Annotated in this window: 11 protein-coding genes; 4 read left to right on the forward strand and 7 right to left on the reverse strand. The window is 54.0% G+C overall.

Annotated features, from left to right (window positions below; all coding sequences use genetic code 11):
* Positions 1 to 2: 2 nt before the first annotated feature.
* Together H6G13_RS05730 and fabF are read right to left on the reverse strand one after the other, a co-directional pair.
* Complete coding sequence (locus tag H6G13_RS05730; RefSeq protein ID WP_190482197.1) at positions 3 to 743, reverse strand: alpha/beta hydrolase; 741 nt, start codon at positions 741 to 743, stop codon at positions 3 to 5.
* Positions 744 to 1,224: 481 nt separating this feature from the next.
* Positions 1,225 to 2,493 carry a beta-ketoacyl-ACP synthase II gene (gene fabF, locus H6G13_RS05735; protein WP_190482198.1) on the reverse strand — a complete coding sequence of 423 codons (1,269 nt, stop codon included), beginning with the start codon at positions 2,491 to 2,493 and terminating at the stop codon, positions 1,225 to 1,227.
* A 177-nt stretch (positions 2,494 to 2,670) separates the two neighbouring features.
* On the opposite strand from fabF, the gene H6G13_RS05740 reads away from it, so the two are divergent.
* Complete coding sequence (locus H6G13_RS05740) at positions 2,671 to 3,027, forward strand: helix-turn-helix domain-containing protein (protein WP_190482199.1); 357 nt, start codon at positions 2,671 to 2,673, stop codon at positions 3,025 to 3,027.
* Positions 3,028 to 3,066: 39 nt separating this feature from the next.
* Here H6G13_RS05740 and H6G13_RS05745 read toward each other — a convergent pair whose 3' ends face one another.
* Both H6G13_RS05745 and H6G13_RS05750 read right to left on the reverse strand, forming a co-directional pair.
* On the reverse strand, positions 3,067 to 5,940 hold the full coding sequence (locus tag H6G13_RS05745; protein ID WP_190482200.1) for a tetratricopeptide repeat protein: 2,874 nt from the start codon (positions 5,938 to 5,940) through the stop codon (positions 3,067 to 3,069).
* Positions 5,941 to 6,124: 184 nt separating this feature from the next.
* Positions 6,125 to 6,658, reverse strand: coding sequence for a pentapeptide repeat-containing protein (locus H6G13_RS05750; RefSeq protein ID WP_190482201.1), 534 nt, complete (start codon positions 6,656 to 6,658; stop codon positions 6,125 to 6,127).
* A gap of 290 nt (positions 6,659 to 6,948) precedes the next feature.
* On the opposite strand from H6G13_RS05750, the gene H6G13_RS05755 reads away from it, so the two are divergent.
* The gene (locus H6G13_RS05755; protein WP_190482202.1) at positions 6,949 to 8,505 is read left to right on the forward strand and encodes a SagB/ThcOx family dehydrogenase; all 1,557 of its coding nucleotides are present in this window, start codon (positions 6,949 to 6,951) and stop codon (positions 8,503 to 8,505) included.
* A gap of 17 nt (positions 8,506 to 8,522) precedes the next feature.
* Here H6G13_RS05755 and H6G13_RS05760 read toward each other — a convergent pair whose 3' ends face one another.
* The 3 genes from H6G13_RS05760 to H6G13_RS05770 all read right to left on the reverse strand — a co-directional run bounded on the left by H6G13_RS05760 (position 8,523) and on the right by H6G13_RS05770 (position 13,019).
* On the reverse strand, positions 8,523 to 9,395 hold the full coding sequence (locus H6G13_RS05760; RefSeq protein WP_190482203.1) for an oxygenase MpaB family protein: 873 nt from the start codon (positions 9,393 to 9,395) through the stop codon (positions 8,523 to 8,525).
* 88 nt (positions 9,396 to 9,483) lie between these two features.
* Positions 9,484 to 10,536: a sugar ABC transporter substrate-binding protein gene (locus tag H6G13_RS05765; protein ID WP_190482204.1), complete on the reverse strand. Its 1,053-nt coding sequence runs from the start codon at positions 10,534 to 10,536 to the stop codon at positions 9,484 to 9,486.
* A gap of 11 nt (positions 10,537 to 10,547) precedes the next feature.
* Positions 10,548 to 13,019, reverse strand: a complete 2,472-nt coding sequence (locus H6G13_RS05770; protein ID WP_190482205.1) for a hybrid sensor histidine kinase/response regulator — start codon at positions 13,017 to 13,019, stop codon at positions 10,548 to 10,550.
* Positions 13,020 to 13,255: 236 nt separating this feature from the next.
* On the opposite strand from H6G13_RS05770, the gene H6G13_RS05775 reads away from it, so the two are divergent.
* Together H6G13_RS05775 and msrA are read left to right on the forward strand one after the other, a co-directional pair.
* Positions 13,256 to 14,491, forward strand: coding sequence for an LL-diaminopimelate aminotransferase (locus H6G13_RS05775; RefSeq protein ID WP_190482206.1), 1,236 nt, complete (start codon positions 13,256 to 13,258; stop codon positions 14,489 to 14,491).
* Between the two features lie 242 nt (positions 14,492 to 14,733).
* The gene (gene msrA, locus H6G13_RS05780; protein ID WP_347277450.1) at positions 14,734 to 15,312 is read left to right on the forward strand and encodes a peptide-methionine (S)-S-oxide reductase MsrA; all 579 of its coding nucleotides are present in this window, start codon (positions 14,734 to 14,736) and stop codon (positions 15,310 to 15,312) included.
* The last annotated feature ends 114 nt before the right edge of the window (positions 15,313 to 15,426 follow it).

Consider the following 15,426-nt stretch of genomic DNA (forward strand, 5'->3'; position numbering starts at 1 on the left):
GCCTAACGGCACTGCAGCGGCTCTAGAGGTGCGATCGCAGCTGACTGCCAAAACTGCAGCATGGCCCGACTGACCGCCTTTGCCTGAAAGTAGTGAAAAAAGTGTCGCCCTTCTGGGCACTGCCAGATCTGGTCACCCCGGTAAGGGTTGATCCAATGCTGCCAATGGGTCAAGGTTTCGGAGGGAATCACCACATCGTCTTGGCTGCCACAGACCAGCAGGGGCACGGGTGAGTCTCCCGGCGGGATCTCTCCGTCGCCCAGCAGGGAGTGGGGCGAGGGCGTTTCTTCCAGAGCTGACTGCAGGCGGCAGGCCAGCTCGCGCGCCAGGGGCCGGACTGACTCGCCAAACAGGTGAGCTACCAGCATGGAGAGGACTAGGGTGCGATCGCAACAGAGCAGCCGTCGATTCATGTAGTAGTGAGACTGCCAGCACACTGCCGGATGCGGCCCCACCCCCAGCAGCGTTAGGGATTTGACGTGACGGGGATGCTGCCGAGCATAAAGCAACCCCAACACCCCGCTGATGCCGTGCCCTGCTAGATGAACCGGATGGCTCAAGCCCTTCAGGTAGTCGTGAAGCAGAGTCAGCGGCACTGCCAGCGTTGCCGGTTCATCTAGCTCCTGATAATAGTCCCACTGGGCCACCTTAAGCCGGTAAGACAACTCCCGCAGCAACGGCCTATGCAGGCACCGAAGACTCAGGCTCGAATTTAACCAGAGGACATCGACATCAGGTTTCATGGGCGCTTGTTGAAAATCAATTGCAACAATTTTAAGCGCGCAATGAATCCCTTTGTCAAGCTATTGCAAGCAAATCTCATTAGCGCTCCACTTTACCCACCCGACAATCTCCGCTAAAAGCTCCTCAAAAAGGACGTTGTAGCAGTCCAACCCACCAGAACCGGCACGTTGGGTCAAGCGCAGCGCAACTCAACAACCCCAAATGCCGCTAGGTTGTTCGCTTAAGCTATTGGGTCTTGTAGATCACCTTTAAGCACCACGCTTACCTTCTCAAGCGACTCAGCCTACGAATGCTTTGCTATTTGGAATGAGAAAGCATCCTAAGTAGAAAGCAATCTCTGCCATACAGCTAACGTACAAACACAGCTACTCCATGCGCTGTCATTAAGCTGTCGCTACGGCAGCATAGACACAGGACTCGCAATCCCTGACGCTGCCCGAAGGTGTTGACACCACCAGAAGACCCTATTCCAAGGCTGCCCTAGTTGGCTGGCAAAAATCTTTGAAAGACAACTGTCGTGTTATGGCCTCCAAAGCCAAAAGCATTGGATAACGCTACGTTCACTTCCCTTGCCTGAGGTTCTCCAAGCGTGTAGTCGAGATTACAATCTGCATCTAGAGACTTCACGTTAATCGTTGGTGGAATAACGTTGTACTGTATTGCCAAGATAGTTGCGATCGCTTCGATTGCCCCTGCCGCACCTAGTAAATGGCCAGTCATACTTTTGGTTGCAGAAAGTTTTATTTGATGGGCGTGCTTCCCAAGAGTTTGTTTGATTGCGTTTGACTCTGCCACATCTCCTAACGGTGTTGATGTCGCGTGCATATTGATGTAATCAATGCTTTCAGGAGCAATTTTTGCATCTTGAAACGCCCGCTGCATGGCTAAAATCACCCCTTGTCCAGTCGGATCAGGAGCAGCGTAGTGGTACGCATCAGAGGACGCACCAAAGCCTAAAACTTCGGCATAAATTCTTGCACCCCTTGCCTGGGCGTGGCTCAACGTTTCCAGTATTATCGTTCCTGCTCCCTCTCCAATCACAAACCCATCGCGATCTGTGTCAAAGGGACGACTCGCCGTTTTAGGGGCGTCATTTCGAGTAGAGAGCGCCCGCATTGCCGAAAATCCCCCTACACCTAAAGGCGTAATAGGGGCTTCACTGCCACCACAAACTATCACGTCAGCATATCCCTGTCGCAGCAGCAGTAGCGCATCTCGGATAGCGTCATTCCCCGTAGAGCAGGCAGACACAACGCCATGATTAGGCCCCTTCAATCCATGCTGCATAGCAATCATACCGGGAGCCATGTTGCCAATCATCATCGGAATCATAAAAGGCGATAACGAATTGGCTCCCTTTTCTAATAACACTTTGGCCTGCGTTTCAAGGACTTGTAATCCGCCAATTCCAGAACCAAACACGACCCCGGCTCGATTACGCTCCTCCTGCGAGCCCTCCGCAAAATTGAGCTGTGCATCTTCAACAGCCTGTTGAGTAGACGCCAATGCGTATTGGCAAAACAAATCAAGCCGGGCAGCCTGCTTGCGGTCCATATAGCTTAGGGGATCAAACCCTTTCAACTCGCAAGCAAAGCGAGTTTTGAAAGAGCTTGCATCAAAGCGAGTAAGGGGTGCAGCGCCGCTTTCCCCGCGCATCATCGCCTTCCAAAAGGCGTCAACCGAGAGCCCAATTGGGGTAACTACCCCCATCCCCGTGACCACAACCCGCTCTTGAACCTGAGTGCTCATGCGACAACTCCTGCCCGCACTAGCCAGACAAAGCTACATTTGCGGAGTTTTACCCCACACTTCTGCTTTTGAACCGATGAATCCATATTTAGCTTTTAACTTGCAATATAAAATTTACAGAGTCAGGTTAACAGATATAGCTTGTAAAATGCAAGTAAGTAAACACTGCATCCCGCTATGACTCAACCTAAGCGCTCGCCCTGCCCGATTGCCAACACACTAGATCTGGTTGGCGATCGCTGGACGTTGCTTGTCATTCGAGACATGATGTTTTTTGGCAAGCAACGTTTTGAAGAGTTCTTGGAATCCCCCGAGGGAATCTCAACGAACATTCTGTCAAGCCGACTTAAACTGCTTGAGGAATTGGGTTTTGTAGAGAAGCAACCCTACAGTAACCACTCCCGCCGAATGAACTATCAACTCACTGAAAAGGGACAAAGCTTGCGTCCTGTCCTAAAGGTAATTACTGCCTGGGGTTTGAAGCACGTTTCTGGCACACAGGTTCCCGAGAGAGACGCGGTGGAAAGCGAGTAATCGAATTCCTCAAAAGCAGCTTAACAATATGCAGGGTGTTTACTTCTCCACCAGTTCGCGGAACCAGCTGTCTTCCCAGAGTTCATCAAAGGCTGGGTCGGTACGGGCCTCTTCCTTATAGTCAGGATCGAGGCGAGTAGCTTGCTGCAGAGACTCTAGCGCCACGTCAAACTCTTTTTGTAGAGCGTAGCAAAGCGCTTTGTTGTAGTGGGCTTTGGCGTAGTCGGGGTCGATGCCGATGGCTTTGTCAAAGCTCTTGATGGCGTCTTCGTCGCGGCCTAGCTTCACCAACACATAGCCTCGGTTGTCCCAGGCTTTGGCCGAGTCGGGGTTAAAGCGAGTGGCTTTGTCGAGGGAGCTGAGGGCGTCGTCGTAGCGCTCTAGCTCGATTAGCGAGAGGCCTCGGTTGAGCCATGCGATCGCATCATTCGCCTGAATCTCCACTGCCCGATCAAAGGACTTAAAGGCTTCCTCATGCTGCTGCAAAATGCCGTAAGACACGCCTCGGTTAACCCAAGCTTCGTGGTATTCCGGGTTTAGCTCCAGGGCTTTGTCAAAGGCCACAATGGCCTCTTCTCGCTGCTTCAGGCGGCTCAGCACCATACCCTGATTCAGCCAGACTCTAGCATCGTCGGGCTGCAGGTCGCTCAGTCGATTGAAGACCTCTAAGGCTTCTTCAGGGCGGCGCAGCTCTCGCAGCAGCAGCCCCTTCTGGTAGAGGGCAGAGATATTGGCGGTATCGAGTTCTAGAGCACTGTTGAGCGAGGCCAGCGCGTCCTCTAGCTTGTCCTGCTCCTCTAGGGCCTTAGCCCGGTTTAGCCAGACCTCGACGTTGATGGGCTGAATATCGAGGGCTCGGTCGTATTCGCTGACAGCCTCATCGTAGCGGCCCTCTTGCAGGAACTGATTGCCTGATTGAATATGCTCGTCGGCAGTAAGGAAAAGCTGAGGCCGGTTGGTCTGCAGGCGCTCTAGCTTATCGGTGAGATCGTCAAACCGCTGCTGGGCCTCGCTGACAAAAGAATCAGCCAAATACTGGGGCGTGACTTCGCCCAGCCGCCGCATAATCTCCTCTTTTTGGGCCTGGGCTTCGGCCTGGATGGCCTCTAGCCGCAGCTGGTACGCCCGCTGTAGCTGAGACAGATCGCCTAGGGTGGCTTCGCGTCCGGCTTCGATGTCGGCCTGTAGCTGTTCAATGCGGCCTGTGGCTTCTTGCAAGAGGCGTTCTAGCTGCTGCTGCACAGCTTCTTGGCGGGTGTTTTTGTCCGACTCTAGAGACTGCAGGTCAGCGCTGAGACGCATATCAAAGGACTCGATTTTGTCGAGAACGCGATCGCGTTTGCCAAATACCGCATCGCGCACCTGAGCCAGCTGCACTGTGAAGTCACGCTCCAGGCTTTGCAGGTTAGCCAAGATCTGGTCTCGTTGCTCGCCGGTAGTATCTCGCAGAGCATTGATCTGCTGGGTGAAGGCATTAGCAGCTTCCTCCAGATCTCGAAACAGGCCCGATTTCTGACCGTCTACCTCGCCTCGGATGTTGTCTAGCTGACGCTGCACGTCTAGCGTGATCCGCTGCAGGTCGTCGTAGGTATTGTCGCGGCGGGCATCGACTTCTACTCGCAGGGTGGCAAAGCGGCCCATTGCCTCTTCCGCCGCCTGCTGTAGCTCCTGCAACAGGCCATTCTTGCGCTGCTCAATATCGCCTCTAAGCCCTGTGAACTGGAGCATGAAGCTGTCGGTCGAACCCTGTAGGGTCTGCAGCACCTTCGACTTCTGGCCCTCTACATCTTCCTTCAGGCGAGAAAACTGGCGATTGAAGTCGCTGATGGAGCGCTCAATATTTTGTAGGGCCAAGTCTTTGTGGCCGTAGGCGCTAGCCTGCAGCTCGGCAACTTGAGCGGTAAAGTCTTGCTGCTGGGTGCGAACGGCTTCTAGGCTTTGAACCTTTTGGGTCTCTAGCTGCTCGGCGATTTGGTGTTTCTGCCGTTCAATCTCGCCAGTGGCTTCGGCCTTGAGCTGTTCGAGATGGGGGTTGAGTTGATTTTTCAGGGCATGGAGCGCTTCGAGTACCCGATTGCGCTCATCTTCTACGCTGATCGAGAGGGTACCCACCTGGTCGGCAAAGAGCGATTCGGTGTGCTGCAGCTTCTGAATCACTGCTTCCTGCTGGATCTCGGCATCGCTGCGGAGCCGATTGAGATCGCGAGCAAAGGTTGCCTGACCGTCTTCCATAGTTCGCAAGACGCTGTCTCGCTGGCCCTGGGTTTCTTTGCGCAGGCTGGTCACCTGGTCGTCTGCCGTCTGCCGCAGACCCGAAATGTAGCCGACAAAATCAGCTTCAGCCGACTGCAGCTTTACCTGCAGCTCGCTCAGGGTAGACTGCCAGTCATTTAGGGTGCGGGCTTTAAATTCGGCCAGGTCGTCTACTAGACGGTTCAAGACCTGCTTTTTGGTGGCAGCATCTTCCTGGAACCGGTCGGTGCGGGTTTCCAGAGTCTGGGCCATTTCCTGGGCATCGCGGAGAATGTCGTCTAGCTCGCGGGTAGCAACCCGAATTTTAGTCTCTAGGTCGGTCATCTCTTCGAGCTGAGTGCGCACCACTGCCGAGACTTCTTGGATGACTGAGCGCCGCATCAGCCAAAGCATGATCATGCCGATAGCAATCAGCAGCACCAGGGTGCCCAGCAGCACCACAAACAGGGTCGTGGCACGGCTAAAGGCCACGTCGGCATCTCGCCGAATCTGCGCTAGCTCGGCCCGCTCTTGGGACGTAATCGCCTGGGCCAGCAGCGGCGATGGCTCCTCCAGCGGTAATGCCTCGGCCCTAGCTGCACTGCCGCTCAACAGCATCAGCGTCAGAATCAGCATCGGGCGAGGAATTAACGAAAACAGAGGAGAACGCGGCTGACTCATTAGGCGGTTCCTTAGCTGAGTAGTCGGATTGCCAGAGACTGACCATACCCCTTAAGAGTAGTCTGCTCAAGAATCCGGGGGTTTCACCCCACAGAAGTACCTTCCCCAAGGCGGTTCTAGGGAATACGCCTAGGATACCTGATACTTCAGACGGTTAGGTTAGACCTGCCGGAAAATGGGCGGCCTAGAGACTGTGGCGGTGCCCGTCGGGACAGATGGTGGTGCGATCGCACACCCCCTCCTCCAGCGCTACCCCCACTGCTCGAAACAGGTTGCAGCCCCGCAGATCGGCCTGCTGCAAAAGGGCTCCCTCTAAGTTCGCCTTAACCAGCGATGCCCCTCGCAGGTCGGCTCCCCGCAGATCAGCTCCTCGCAGATCGGCCCCATCTAGGTTACTTCCTCGCAAGCTGGCCTGCTGGAGCATACAGCCACACATCGTTGCCCGCATCAAGGCAGCCGCGCTCAGGTCGGCCTGCGACAGATCTGAATCATAGAGCTGAGCATCACCGAGTTGCGATCGCAGCAGCACAGCTTCCCTCAGATTAGCCTGACTCAAATTGGTATAAGGCAGGTAGGCGTCCTGCAAGAGCGCCCGTTCTAGGTCAATCCCTCGTAGATTTTCTTGAAATAGGTCAATGCCAGACAAATCCAATTCTCTGAACTGGCGGCGACCCGACCGGAATGCGGTTAGCAATTCTTCTCGACTCAATCGCTGCATAAACACCTGTCAACCCACTCGGTAGCTCTTCAAGCCACCCTTCTCATAAACTGCACTGTATTGGCGATCCTGTAGTTTCTTTAGATCCAGCTAAGTATTCTTGCTCAGCTTGATTTCAGATGACTACTGTATAAGCTTTACGTTCCGTAACAATGGGTGATTAATCTTATTTTTAGGTTTCGCCTCAAGAGCCCTTTGACATACCAATGTCAAGATTTAGGGAGGACAATAGGTAAGGAAGAAAACCTTTCCTGTTTGCTCTGCTACCCCGTCTTAACCTGTTGAGGAGTATGCCCGAAGCCCTGGTATCTATTGCTGAGCATTACCACAAACGCACTAAGTACGACCCTGCCACCATTGCGGCTAAAAGCCAGGGCATTGATTTTTCTCACCAGCCCTATCCCTTCAAGGCTTACCGCTTGGGCAGCGAGATTGACCTCAAGCCGTACTTAGACGATGCACCTGCAACTGGCGAATTGCCGGCCGATATCGCCTGGTGGAGCCGTCTGTCTCACCTCCTCATCAATAGCTACGGCCTCACCGCCAAAATGCCGACTGCTGCAGGCGACACGTTTTACCTGCGGGCGGCCCCCTCCGCAGGCGGTCTTTACCCGGCTGAGCTTTACATCGTGTCTAGGGGCACTTCTCTGCTACCCGCCGGACTGTACAACTATCAGGCCCGTACCCACAGCCTTTGGCGCTACTGGGATGCTCACCTGTGGCAGGAACTGCAGGCAGCCTGCTTCTGGCACCCAGCCCTAGAGTCAACCCAGCTGGCTCTGGTGGCGAGTGCCGTGTTTTTTCGGTCGGCCTGGCGTTACCAAGATCGGGCCTACCGACGGATCTTTCTCGATAGCGGCCATATTTTAGGCAACTTAGAGTTAGCTGGAGCGGCGGCAGATTACCGCCCCCATCTAATCGGCGGATTCGTCGATCAGGCACTCAACGAGTTGCTCTATCTCAACCCCGATGAAGAGGGCGTAATTGCTGTGCTGGCCCTGGCAGATTTGCTGGAAGTAGAGCAAAATCTACCCCACTGCTCATCGGCTTTGGCGGCACCTACTGAGACCAAGTTTCCGACCCTGGCCGATGGCGAGCTGCTGAGCTATTTCCACCAGTGCACCCAGATTCCCCCCGCCACTCAGAATCTGGCCTGGGAAACCCGTTCAGCCGTCGACCCAGAGCCAACCCTGCCAGAAGACAAGTACAACATTCCTTTCTGCCTGAAAGTTTCAACCACAACCGCTCCGGTACACTGGGGCGAGGATCTGCAGGATCTCGAAACGACAATTCTCAAACGGCGCTCAACCCGTCGTTACAGTGGGGCCGAGCTTACCCTAGCCGAGCTTAGAGCGCTGCTAGATTTTACCTACCAGCCTCAGCACTACATCAGTCAGGGCTTTGATGGCGACCCCGACTACTTCGATCTGAGCCTGCTGCAAACCTTTATTGCCGTTTCTGGCGTAGAGGGCTTAGACGAGGGCTGCTACTATTACGCGCCCAAAAGCCAGGAGCTGCGCCAAATTCGCTTTAAAAACTTCCGGCGCGAACTGCATTTTCTCTGTCTGGGCCAGGATCTGGGCCGCGATGCGGCAGCAGTGCTTTTTCACACGGCAGACCTCAAGACAGCAATTGGGAAATACGGTGACCGGGTGTATCGCTACCTGCACATGGACGCGGGCCACTTGGGACAACGGCTGAACCTGGCCGCCGTTCGCCTAGGGCTAGGGGTGAGCGGCATTGGTGGCTTTTTTGATGATCAGGTAAACGAAGTACTGGGCATTCCTGTAGATGAGGCAGTTATCTACATCACAACCCTAGGCCGACCAGCCCGTAGTCAAGACTAGCCATCTTTAAATTAGATTTACTCACTGCCTGAGGAGCGGTTGAGCGATCGCAACAAAGCAGGCGGCCCCAGATCTTCCAGGGTGTAGCCCTGAGGGTAGCTGCGCTGGGGCATATCAACATAGAAATAGGGCCGTTTGCGCGGCGGCAGATACCGCAAAATTCGTCCGCGCCAGCGCAGCAACGTTTCTAGCAGCTGCCGCAGTCGGGGATTGGCAGCAGGAAAGCCAAAGGCTGCCAGCATCACATCATCTAATAGGGCATAAACTACCGGCTTTAGCGCGGGTCGTAAGAAAGCCGGGAACCAGCTGAGAAATAAAGTTAGGGTAGACTCACCCACACGTCGAGTCGCCTCAGAATAACGAAAGTGCTGAGTCTCATAGTCTTGGTTAAACCGCTCAAACTGGTCGTAGGTAGCCGGAATGTCCTGAATGCCCATCTGCTGCCCAACGTGTAGCCACGACTGAAACAAGCTCTGCTTTTCCCCCTCACTCAGTTGCCGCCAGCCAAATCGCTCAATCCAGCGAATAGGCTCATAGATAAAGGTAGAGAGCACATAGAGATAGTCTTCGTTCCTAATGGGAAAGTGGGCATGAATGCGGTTCATGCGCCCAATAGCAGCCTGTCCCTGTTCACTGTCATAGCCCCATTTCAAAATGCTGGAAATGATTAACCCAGTATCGTCGTAGCGCTTTTGGGGATGGTGGTGAAACTCGCCAGTGGCATCAAGCAGTTTGCCCACACTGGGCACACAAAAAGTTCGAAATAGCGCTATTTCTAATGCTTTTGTGACATCCCAAGGAAACTCATACCCAGCGATCTGACGGCAGATCTCGCTACAGTCTTGCACCGGATCAAGCGGTAACAACGGGGAAAGACGGCGACGCAACATAAACAGGCGACCAGAGAAGTGCTGTGATTCTACCCCCTGAGAAGCGGCTTTTCACGCTTCACATCAAAATCCATCGATTAGCTTCCTACTAAGGTAAGGTCTCTCGAGTAATGACCTCGACATCCACCACGGTCTCTGCCGGCAGCCGCTTCCCGGCCATCGCCTGTACAGCGTAGTGAACGCCTAGGTATCCTTGCTCTGCAGCCTGTTGATCAATGGTCACCGCCATTCGTCCCGTCCGAATAGCGGCCTTTGCCTCTTCTAGAGCATCAAACCCGGCCACCAGCACCTGAGAACGCTGGGTTTCAGACAGATACTGCAATACGCCTAGAGCCATCATGTCATTAGCGCAAAAGATAGCTTCAATGTCAGGATGCTCTCGCCAGATTTGGCGGGCGGCTTCATAGGCCTCGTCGATTTTCCAGTTAGCAGAGGTTTCGGCCACAACTGTGAGGTTGGGATTTTCCTGAAAAGCCCGCTGTGCTCCCTGCTTGCGATCGATGGCATTTTGCGCAGTTTGAATGCCTTCTAAAATGGCGACCTGGGTAGGAGCTTTAATTTGGTCGCTGATATATTTTGCCGAGAGGTAAGCTCCCTGGCTATTATCAACGCTGATAAAAGGGACATCGCTGAGGCCCAGTTCAGCAGATCGGCTAGGGTCAAGCCGGTTATCGATGTTAATAATGGTGATTCCTACGTCCTGCGCTTCTTCTAGCACCGGAATCAGCTCTGTAGAGTCTCCTGGCGCAATCACGATCGCATCTACCTGATTTCGAATCAGCTGCTCAATAATGTTAATTTGCTGCTCAATTGAAGTTTCTTGAGCCGCCGTTTTCACCATCAGGGCAATCCCCAGTTCCTGCTCAGCCCGCCGTGCCCCTTTTTCCATCTCGATAAAGAAGGGGTTGGTCAGCGTTTTCATGACCAGAGCAACCGTGACCACCTCAGTCGGGTTTCGCTCGGCTTCTATGGGGCTGGAGGAGGTTTCTTCAAGCAGGGGCAGCGATGGGTTGTCTCTTTGACAACCGCCAGCGCCTAAATTAATCAAAAGCAGGGCTCCCAACAGCAGCTTTTGCCCACTAAGGCGAAAACTGGCTGAGCCTTCTCGAAACTTGTCAAGGTCGGAAGCAATCTTGAGCATCTTTGATGGCGTTAGGTTCTGGTTTCAACTTCGCGATAGCAGTATTGAACCTGCAGATGCTCGGCAATCTTTTCTAACAGTAGATTGCGGCGCAGGGGCTTGCTTAAGAAGTCATCAAAGCCTGCTGCAATTGCCTGCTGCCGATCTTCCTCAAAGGCATGGGCCGTTACCGCAATAATCACGGTCGAAGGGCAATTGGCCGGAGCTGGGACAGCGCTGCTTGTAGGGATAGCCAGACGGATTTCTTGGGTTAGGGTGCGCTCCTTCTGACGAATCACCTGAGTCGCTTCGGAGCCATCCATCACCGGCATTTGTAGGTCCATCAAGATCAGGTGGGGCGACCACTGCTGCCAGAGGGCGATCGCCTCCAGACCGTTCTCTGCTTCCTGCACCTCAAAACCCAGATCGCCCAAAATTTTGACCAAAATTCTACGGTTGAGTCTGGCATCATCTACTACCAGCACCCGCTGAGCTTGCTGTTGGTTGAGCAGGGCAACGGCCTGTGGGGAAGCAGCCGTCGTCATCACTGCCTGAGCTTCTTGAACTGGCAAATCTAGCGTGAAGCAGGTACCGACGCCAACAGTACTGCTGACCGTAATTTCGCCCTGCATGATCTTAGCCAGACGGGCACTGATGGAGAGGCCCAACCCTGTTCCTTGCTGAGAGCGTCGTCCAGATGCCGTCTGCACAAAGGGCTCAAATAGGGTTGCTAGCTCTGCCGCCGCGATCCCAAAGCCAGTGTCTTCTACCTCAAAGTGCAGTTGCCAGAGCGGCAGATCCGAGGCAGCAAAGGCGGGTACTGCCGGTTTAGGCGCTAGCGGCAAAGCCCTAATACGGAAGGTGACCCGGCCAGTCTCAGTAAACTTGATGGCGTTGCTCAAAAGATTGGTCAAGATTTGGCGTAGCTTACCCTCGTCGGTTTTGATGTAGCGGGGTAGTGGAGGCTGGTTGGAAATTGAGAATGGTAGACGAGGGTCGAAGGTCGACTCATAGGTGCGATCGCACACCATTTCCAACCCCTTGTTCTGTGCGGTTGGCTTTATCAAATCCATCAGCGACTTCAGTAAGCCATCAAAATCTACCACCTGTTCCTGGAGAGTGACTTTGCCCGCCTCAATTTTGGAAATGTCTAGCACATCATTAATCAAATCAATCAAATGCTCCCCGTTCTGGTTGATGATTGCTAGGCTTTCCCGCTGACTGGAAGTAGTGTGGGGATCGCTTCCGAGCACCTGCATAAACCCCAAAATGGCATTTAGCGGCGTCCGCAGTTCATGGCTAATATTAGCTAAAAACCGGGTCTTAGCCTGGTTAGCCGTCTCTGCAACCTCCTTGGCTTGAGCTAGCGCCACCTCAGCCTGCTGACGAGCCGCTAAAGTCTCCAAAAAAGCATTGAACCAAAGGATCAGCTCAGCAATTTCATCTTTGCCCTGTACTGGTAAGGGCCGATTCCAGCCAGAGCCGCCCTGCTGAAACTGCTCAAAGCGCCGGGTGAGCTGACGAATTGGCTGCACCACTCGAACCGAGACCACCCAGGCAGCAGCGAGCAGCACACTAAAAGACAACCCTAAAGCCAGCAGCGTTGTTCGCCGAATCGCTGCTACTGGAGCCATCAGGGTCTTTACCGGCAGCATGTTGATCACGACCCAGCCACTCATCGGTGAACGGGCATAGGTCATCAGCATGTCTTGCCCATCGACAGCCTGTATGAAAGTTCCCTGATCCTGGTGCATCAGAGCCGCTAATGCCGAGTGGATAGGCTGGCCCAAAAGCTGCCTATCAGGATGGTAGATAATGCGGTTTTGGGCATCTATCACCAGCAGGTAGGCCCCTTGTCTCAGCTGGATCTGCTGGAAGTGCTGATACAGGTAGTCCACGCTGTAATTGACCAAAATCATGGCCGTAGGCTCGGAGCGCTGAGCTTGGGGAGAAGCGGTGTAAATCACCTTCGCGGCGGTCACCACTTTAGCGGCACTGGAGCTAGCGTTAACGTTATCCTCGATGCCAACCCAGGCAACCTGCCGATCCTGTGCTAACGCCTGGAGAAAGAGGCGGTGCTTGAGCTGATTGCGCACATTGGAAAGGTTGAGAGTATCGCCTACGTGATAGCGATTTCCCTTGGCCGTAAAAATGTCGATGGAAACCAGGCCCTCAAGGCTGGTATAGCCGCTAAGAATGTAGCCGATCCGGGCCTGAGTTGCGAGATTAGCGTAGGCATCTTCCCAAGCAGAGCCTTCTCCCAAAGCATCGAGAATGGCATCTACCCCAGAGATATTGGTAATCAAGCTCTCAATTTGCTTGAGCTGCAGCTCAAGGTACTCCCGCTGCTGACCCACTAATTCTGCCGTGTACTCTATTGCCTCTGTCTGCACGGTCCTGCTGGAAACTCGGTAAGAGGAAATGCCAACCGCTAGGAGCGGCAGAATACTGGTCAGCAGGATAAATCCGATGAATTTTTGAGTGAGGTGAAATGAAGACCGCATTGGCAACAGCTAGGGTCAACAGTGTGAAATCTAGCCTTGGGTCAGAGAGAGCAGCCCTAGACACCAAAAGAACTAGCAGGGGCCTTACAGAGCATAGCCATACCGTCAGAATGCCCACTGTCTGTAGAAAACAGTTACAAAAAGGCGCAGCAGATTTAAAGCCAGGTCGGCTCCCTTTGCTCCCCCCTTGTCGCTGTAATCTGGTTTAAGCAGCTGTAACGATTTCTAAACTCGACATGGTTACGATCAACGATAACTACCGCAAACTCAAAGCAGGCTACCTGTTTCCCGAAATTGGTCGCCGAGTCAACGCCTTTGCCGAGGCCCATCCTGAAGCCAACATTATCCGTCTAGGCATTGGTGATGTCACCGAGCCCCTACCTGAAGCCTGCCGGGCTGCCATGATCCAGGCGGTGGAAGAAATGGGTAGCCGCGACACCTTCAAAGGCTATGGGCCGGAGCAGGGCTATCTGTGGCTGCGCGAAAAGATTGCCGCCCACGATTTCCAGGCACGTGGTTGCGACATCGATGCCTCTGAGATTTTTATCTCCGACGGCTCCAAGTGCGACTGCGGCAACATCCTCGACATTTTTGGCAGCAACAACACCATTGCCGTTACCGATCCGGTCTATCCAGTCTACGTCGATACCAATGTCATGGCAGGCCACACCGGCCCGGTCAAGGACAATGGCGAATATGAGGGGTTGATCTACCTACCGATAAGCGCTGAGAATGCCTTCACGGCCCCAATTCCGACCCAAAAAGTAGATCTGATCTACCTCTGCTTTCCCAACAACCCCACGGGAGCCGTCGCCAGCCGTGACCACCTCAAAGCCTGGGTAGACTACGCCCTGGCCCACGGCTCGATCATCCTGTTTGATGCGGCTTACGAAGCCTTTATCACCGACCCCAATATTCCCCACTCGATCTACGAGATCGAAGGGGCGCGCAACTGCGCCATTGAGTTTCGCTCTTTCTCGAAAAATGCGGGCTTTACCGGCACTCGCTGCGCGCTGACTGTGGTGCCCAAGTCGCTTAAGGGTAAGGCTGCAGACGGCTCTGAGGTAGAGCTACACCCGCTGTGGAACCGTCGTCAGTCCACCAAGTTTAACGGCGTTTCCTACATCGTGCAGAAAGGAGCCGAGGCGGTTTACTCCGAGGAAGGCAAGGCCCAGACTCGCGCCCTGATTGACTTCTATATGGAAAACGCCCGCATTATCCGCGAGCAGCTAACGGCAGCAGGCATCCAGGTCTATGGCGGCGTCAATGCTCCCTATGTCTGGGTGAAGACACCCAATGGCCTCTCTAGCTGGGACTTTTTTGACAAGCTGCTGCAGGTTTGTAATGTGGTCGGTACACCGGGTTCTGGCTTTGGTGCAGCAGGTGAAGGTTATTTCCGGATCTCTGCCTTTAACAGTCGGGCCAATGTAGAAGCAGCGATGCAGCGCATTACCGAGAAATTTACGGCGTAGGAAATGGGGAGCGATAGTCCTTGTGAGCCGATCTTCGACTATTGCGCCCCCTGATCGAGATGTTCCTTTTCTATGTCTCAATTTCCGACGGGTAGAGGCGTGATTAGTCGCGTCTCTATGAATGCGGTGTTAAATTCAAGATTATCCATCTACCGAAGGAAATTGTGTCAGCCATACGTATAATCCGGGCATCACTGGTGGCGTTGGGGCTGCTGGCCAGCGCAGTTCTCCTGTGGGACGCGCTGCCTTTTTATGCAACTGCCAGCCCTGCTGTGCAGTCATCCCCCGCTAGCCAAAGCCTCGCTACTGCCACCTTTGCGGGCGGCTGCTTCTGGTGCATGGAGCCTCCCTTTGACCACCTCGAAGGCGTCGTGGCAACCACGTCGGGCTATACCGGGGGCACTCAAGAAAATCCGACCTACTATGAAGTTTCGGCAGGCACAACGGGCCATGTAGAGGCCGTGCAGGTTACCTACGACCCCGCTCAGGTAAGCTACGCCCAGCTGCTAGAGGTCTTTTGGCAGAACGTCGATCCGCTCGATGATACGGGGCAGTTTTGCGATAAGGGCAGCCAGTATCACTCAGCCATTTTTGCCGCTACGGCAGCAGAACAACAGCTAGCGGAGCAGTCTAAACAATCGCTGCAGGCAACCAAGCAGTTTAAGCGCCCTGTTGTGACTGAAGTCCGGCCAACTCAGATCTTCTACCCAGCAGAAGAGTATCACCAGGACTACTACCTCAAGCACCCGGTACGCTACAAGTTCTACCGCAACGCCTGTGGGCGGGATCAGCGGCTAGCTGAGCTGTGGGGCCAGGACTAATATTGCGGATCGTCTCAAAATCTCAATAACCCCTTTTAGCAGATTTAACACCATAAATCCAAGGGTTAGACTGCTTGCTAGCCACTGGTCGCCTGCCACAAGTCTCTCCGCAAA

The organism is Pseudanabaena sp. FACHB-2040 (assembly GCF_014696715.1).
Classification (GTDB): Bacteria; Cyanobacteriota; Cyanobacteriia; order Phormidesmidales; family Phormidesmidaceae; genus JACVSF01.

Coding starts and splice junctions, on each gene's coding strand:
- H6G13_RS05755 (WP_190482202.1), top strand. CDS start 6,949: ATGCCCGAAGCCCTGGTATCTATTGCTGAGCATTACCACAAACGCACT.
- H6G13_RS05760 (WP_190482203.1), bottom strand. CDS start 9,395: ATGTTGCGTCGCCGTCTTTCCCCGTTGTTACCGCTTGATCCGGTGCAA.
- H6G13_RS05730 (WP_190482197.1), bottom strand. CDS start 743: ATGAAACCTGATGTCGATGTCCTCTGGTTAAATTCGAGCCTGAGTCTT.
- H6G13_RS05765 (WP_190482204.1), bottom strand. CDS start 10,536: ATGCTCAAGATTGCTTCCGACCTTGACAAGTTTCGAGAAGGCTCAGCC.
- H6G13_RS05745 (WP_190482200.1), bottom strand. CDS start 5,940: ATGAGTCAGCCGCGTTCTCCTCTGTTTTCGTTAATTCCTCGCCCGATG.
- fabF (WP_190482198.1), bottom strand. CDS start 2,493: ATGAGCACTCAGGTTCAAGAGCGGGTTGTGGTCACGGGGATGGGGGTA.
- H6G13_RS05740 (WP_190482199.1), top strand. CDS start 2,671: ATGACTCAACCTAAGCGCTCGCCCTGCCCGATTGCCAACACACTAGAT.
- H6G13_RS05775 (WP_190482206.1), top strand. CDS start 13,256: ATGGTTACGATCAACGATAACTACCGCAAACTCAAAGCAGGCTACCTG.
- H6G13_RS05750 (WP_190482201.1), bottom strand. CDS start 6,658: ATGCAGCGATTGAGTCGAGAAGAATTGCTAACCGCATTCCGGTCGGGT.
- H6G13_RS05770 (WP_190482205.1), bottom strand. CDS start 13,019: ATGCGGTCTTCATTTCACCTCACTCAAAAATTCATCGGATTTATCCTG.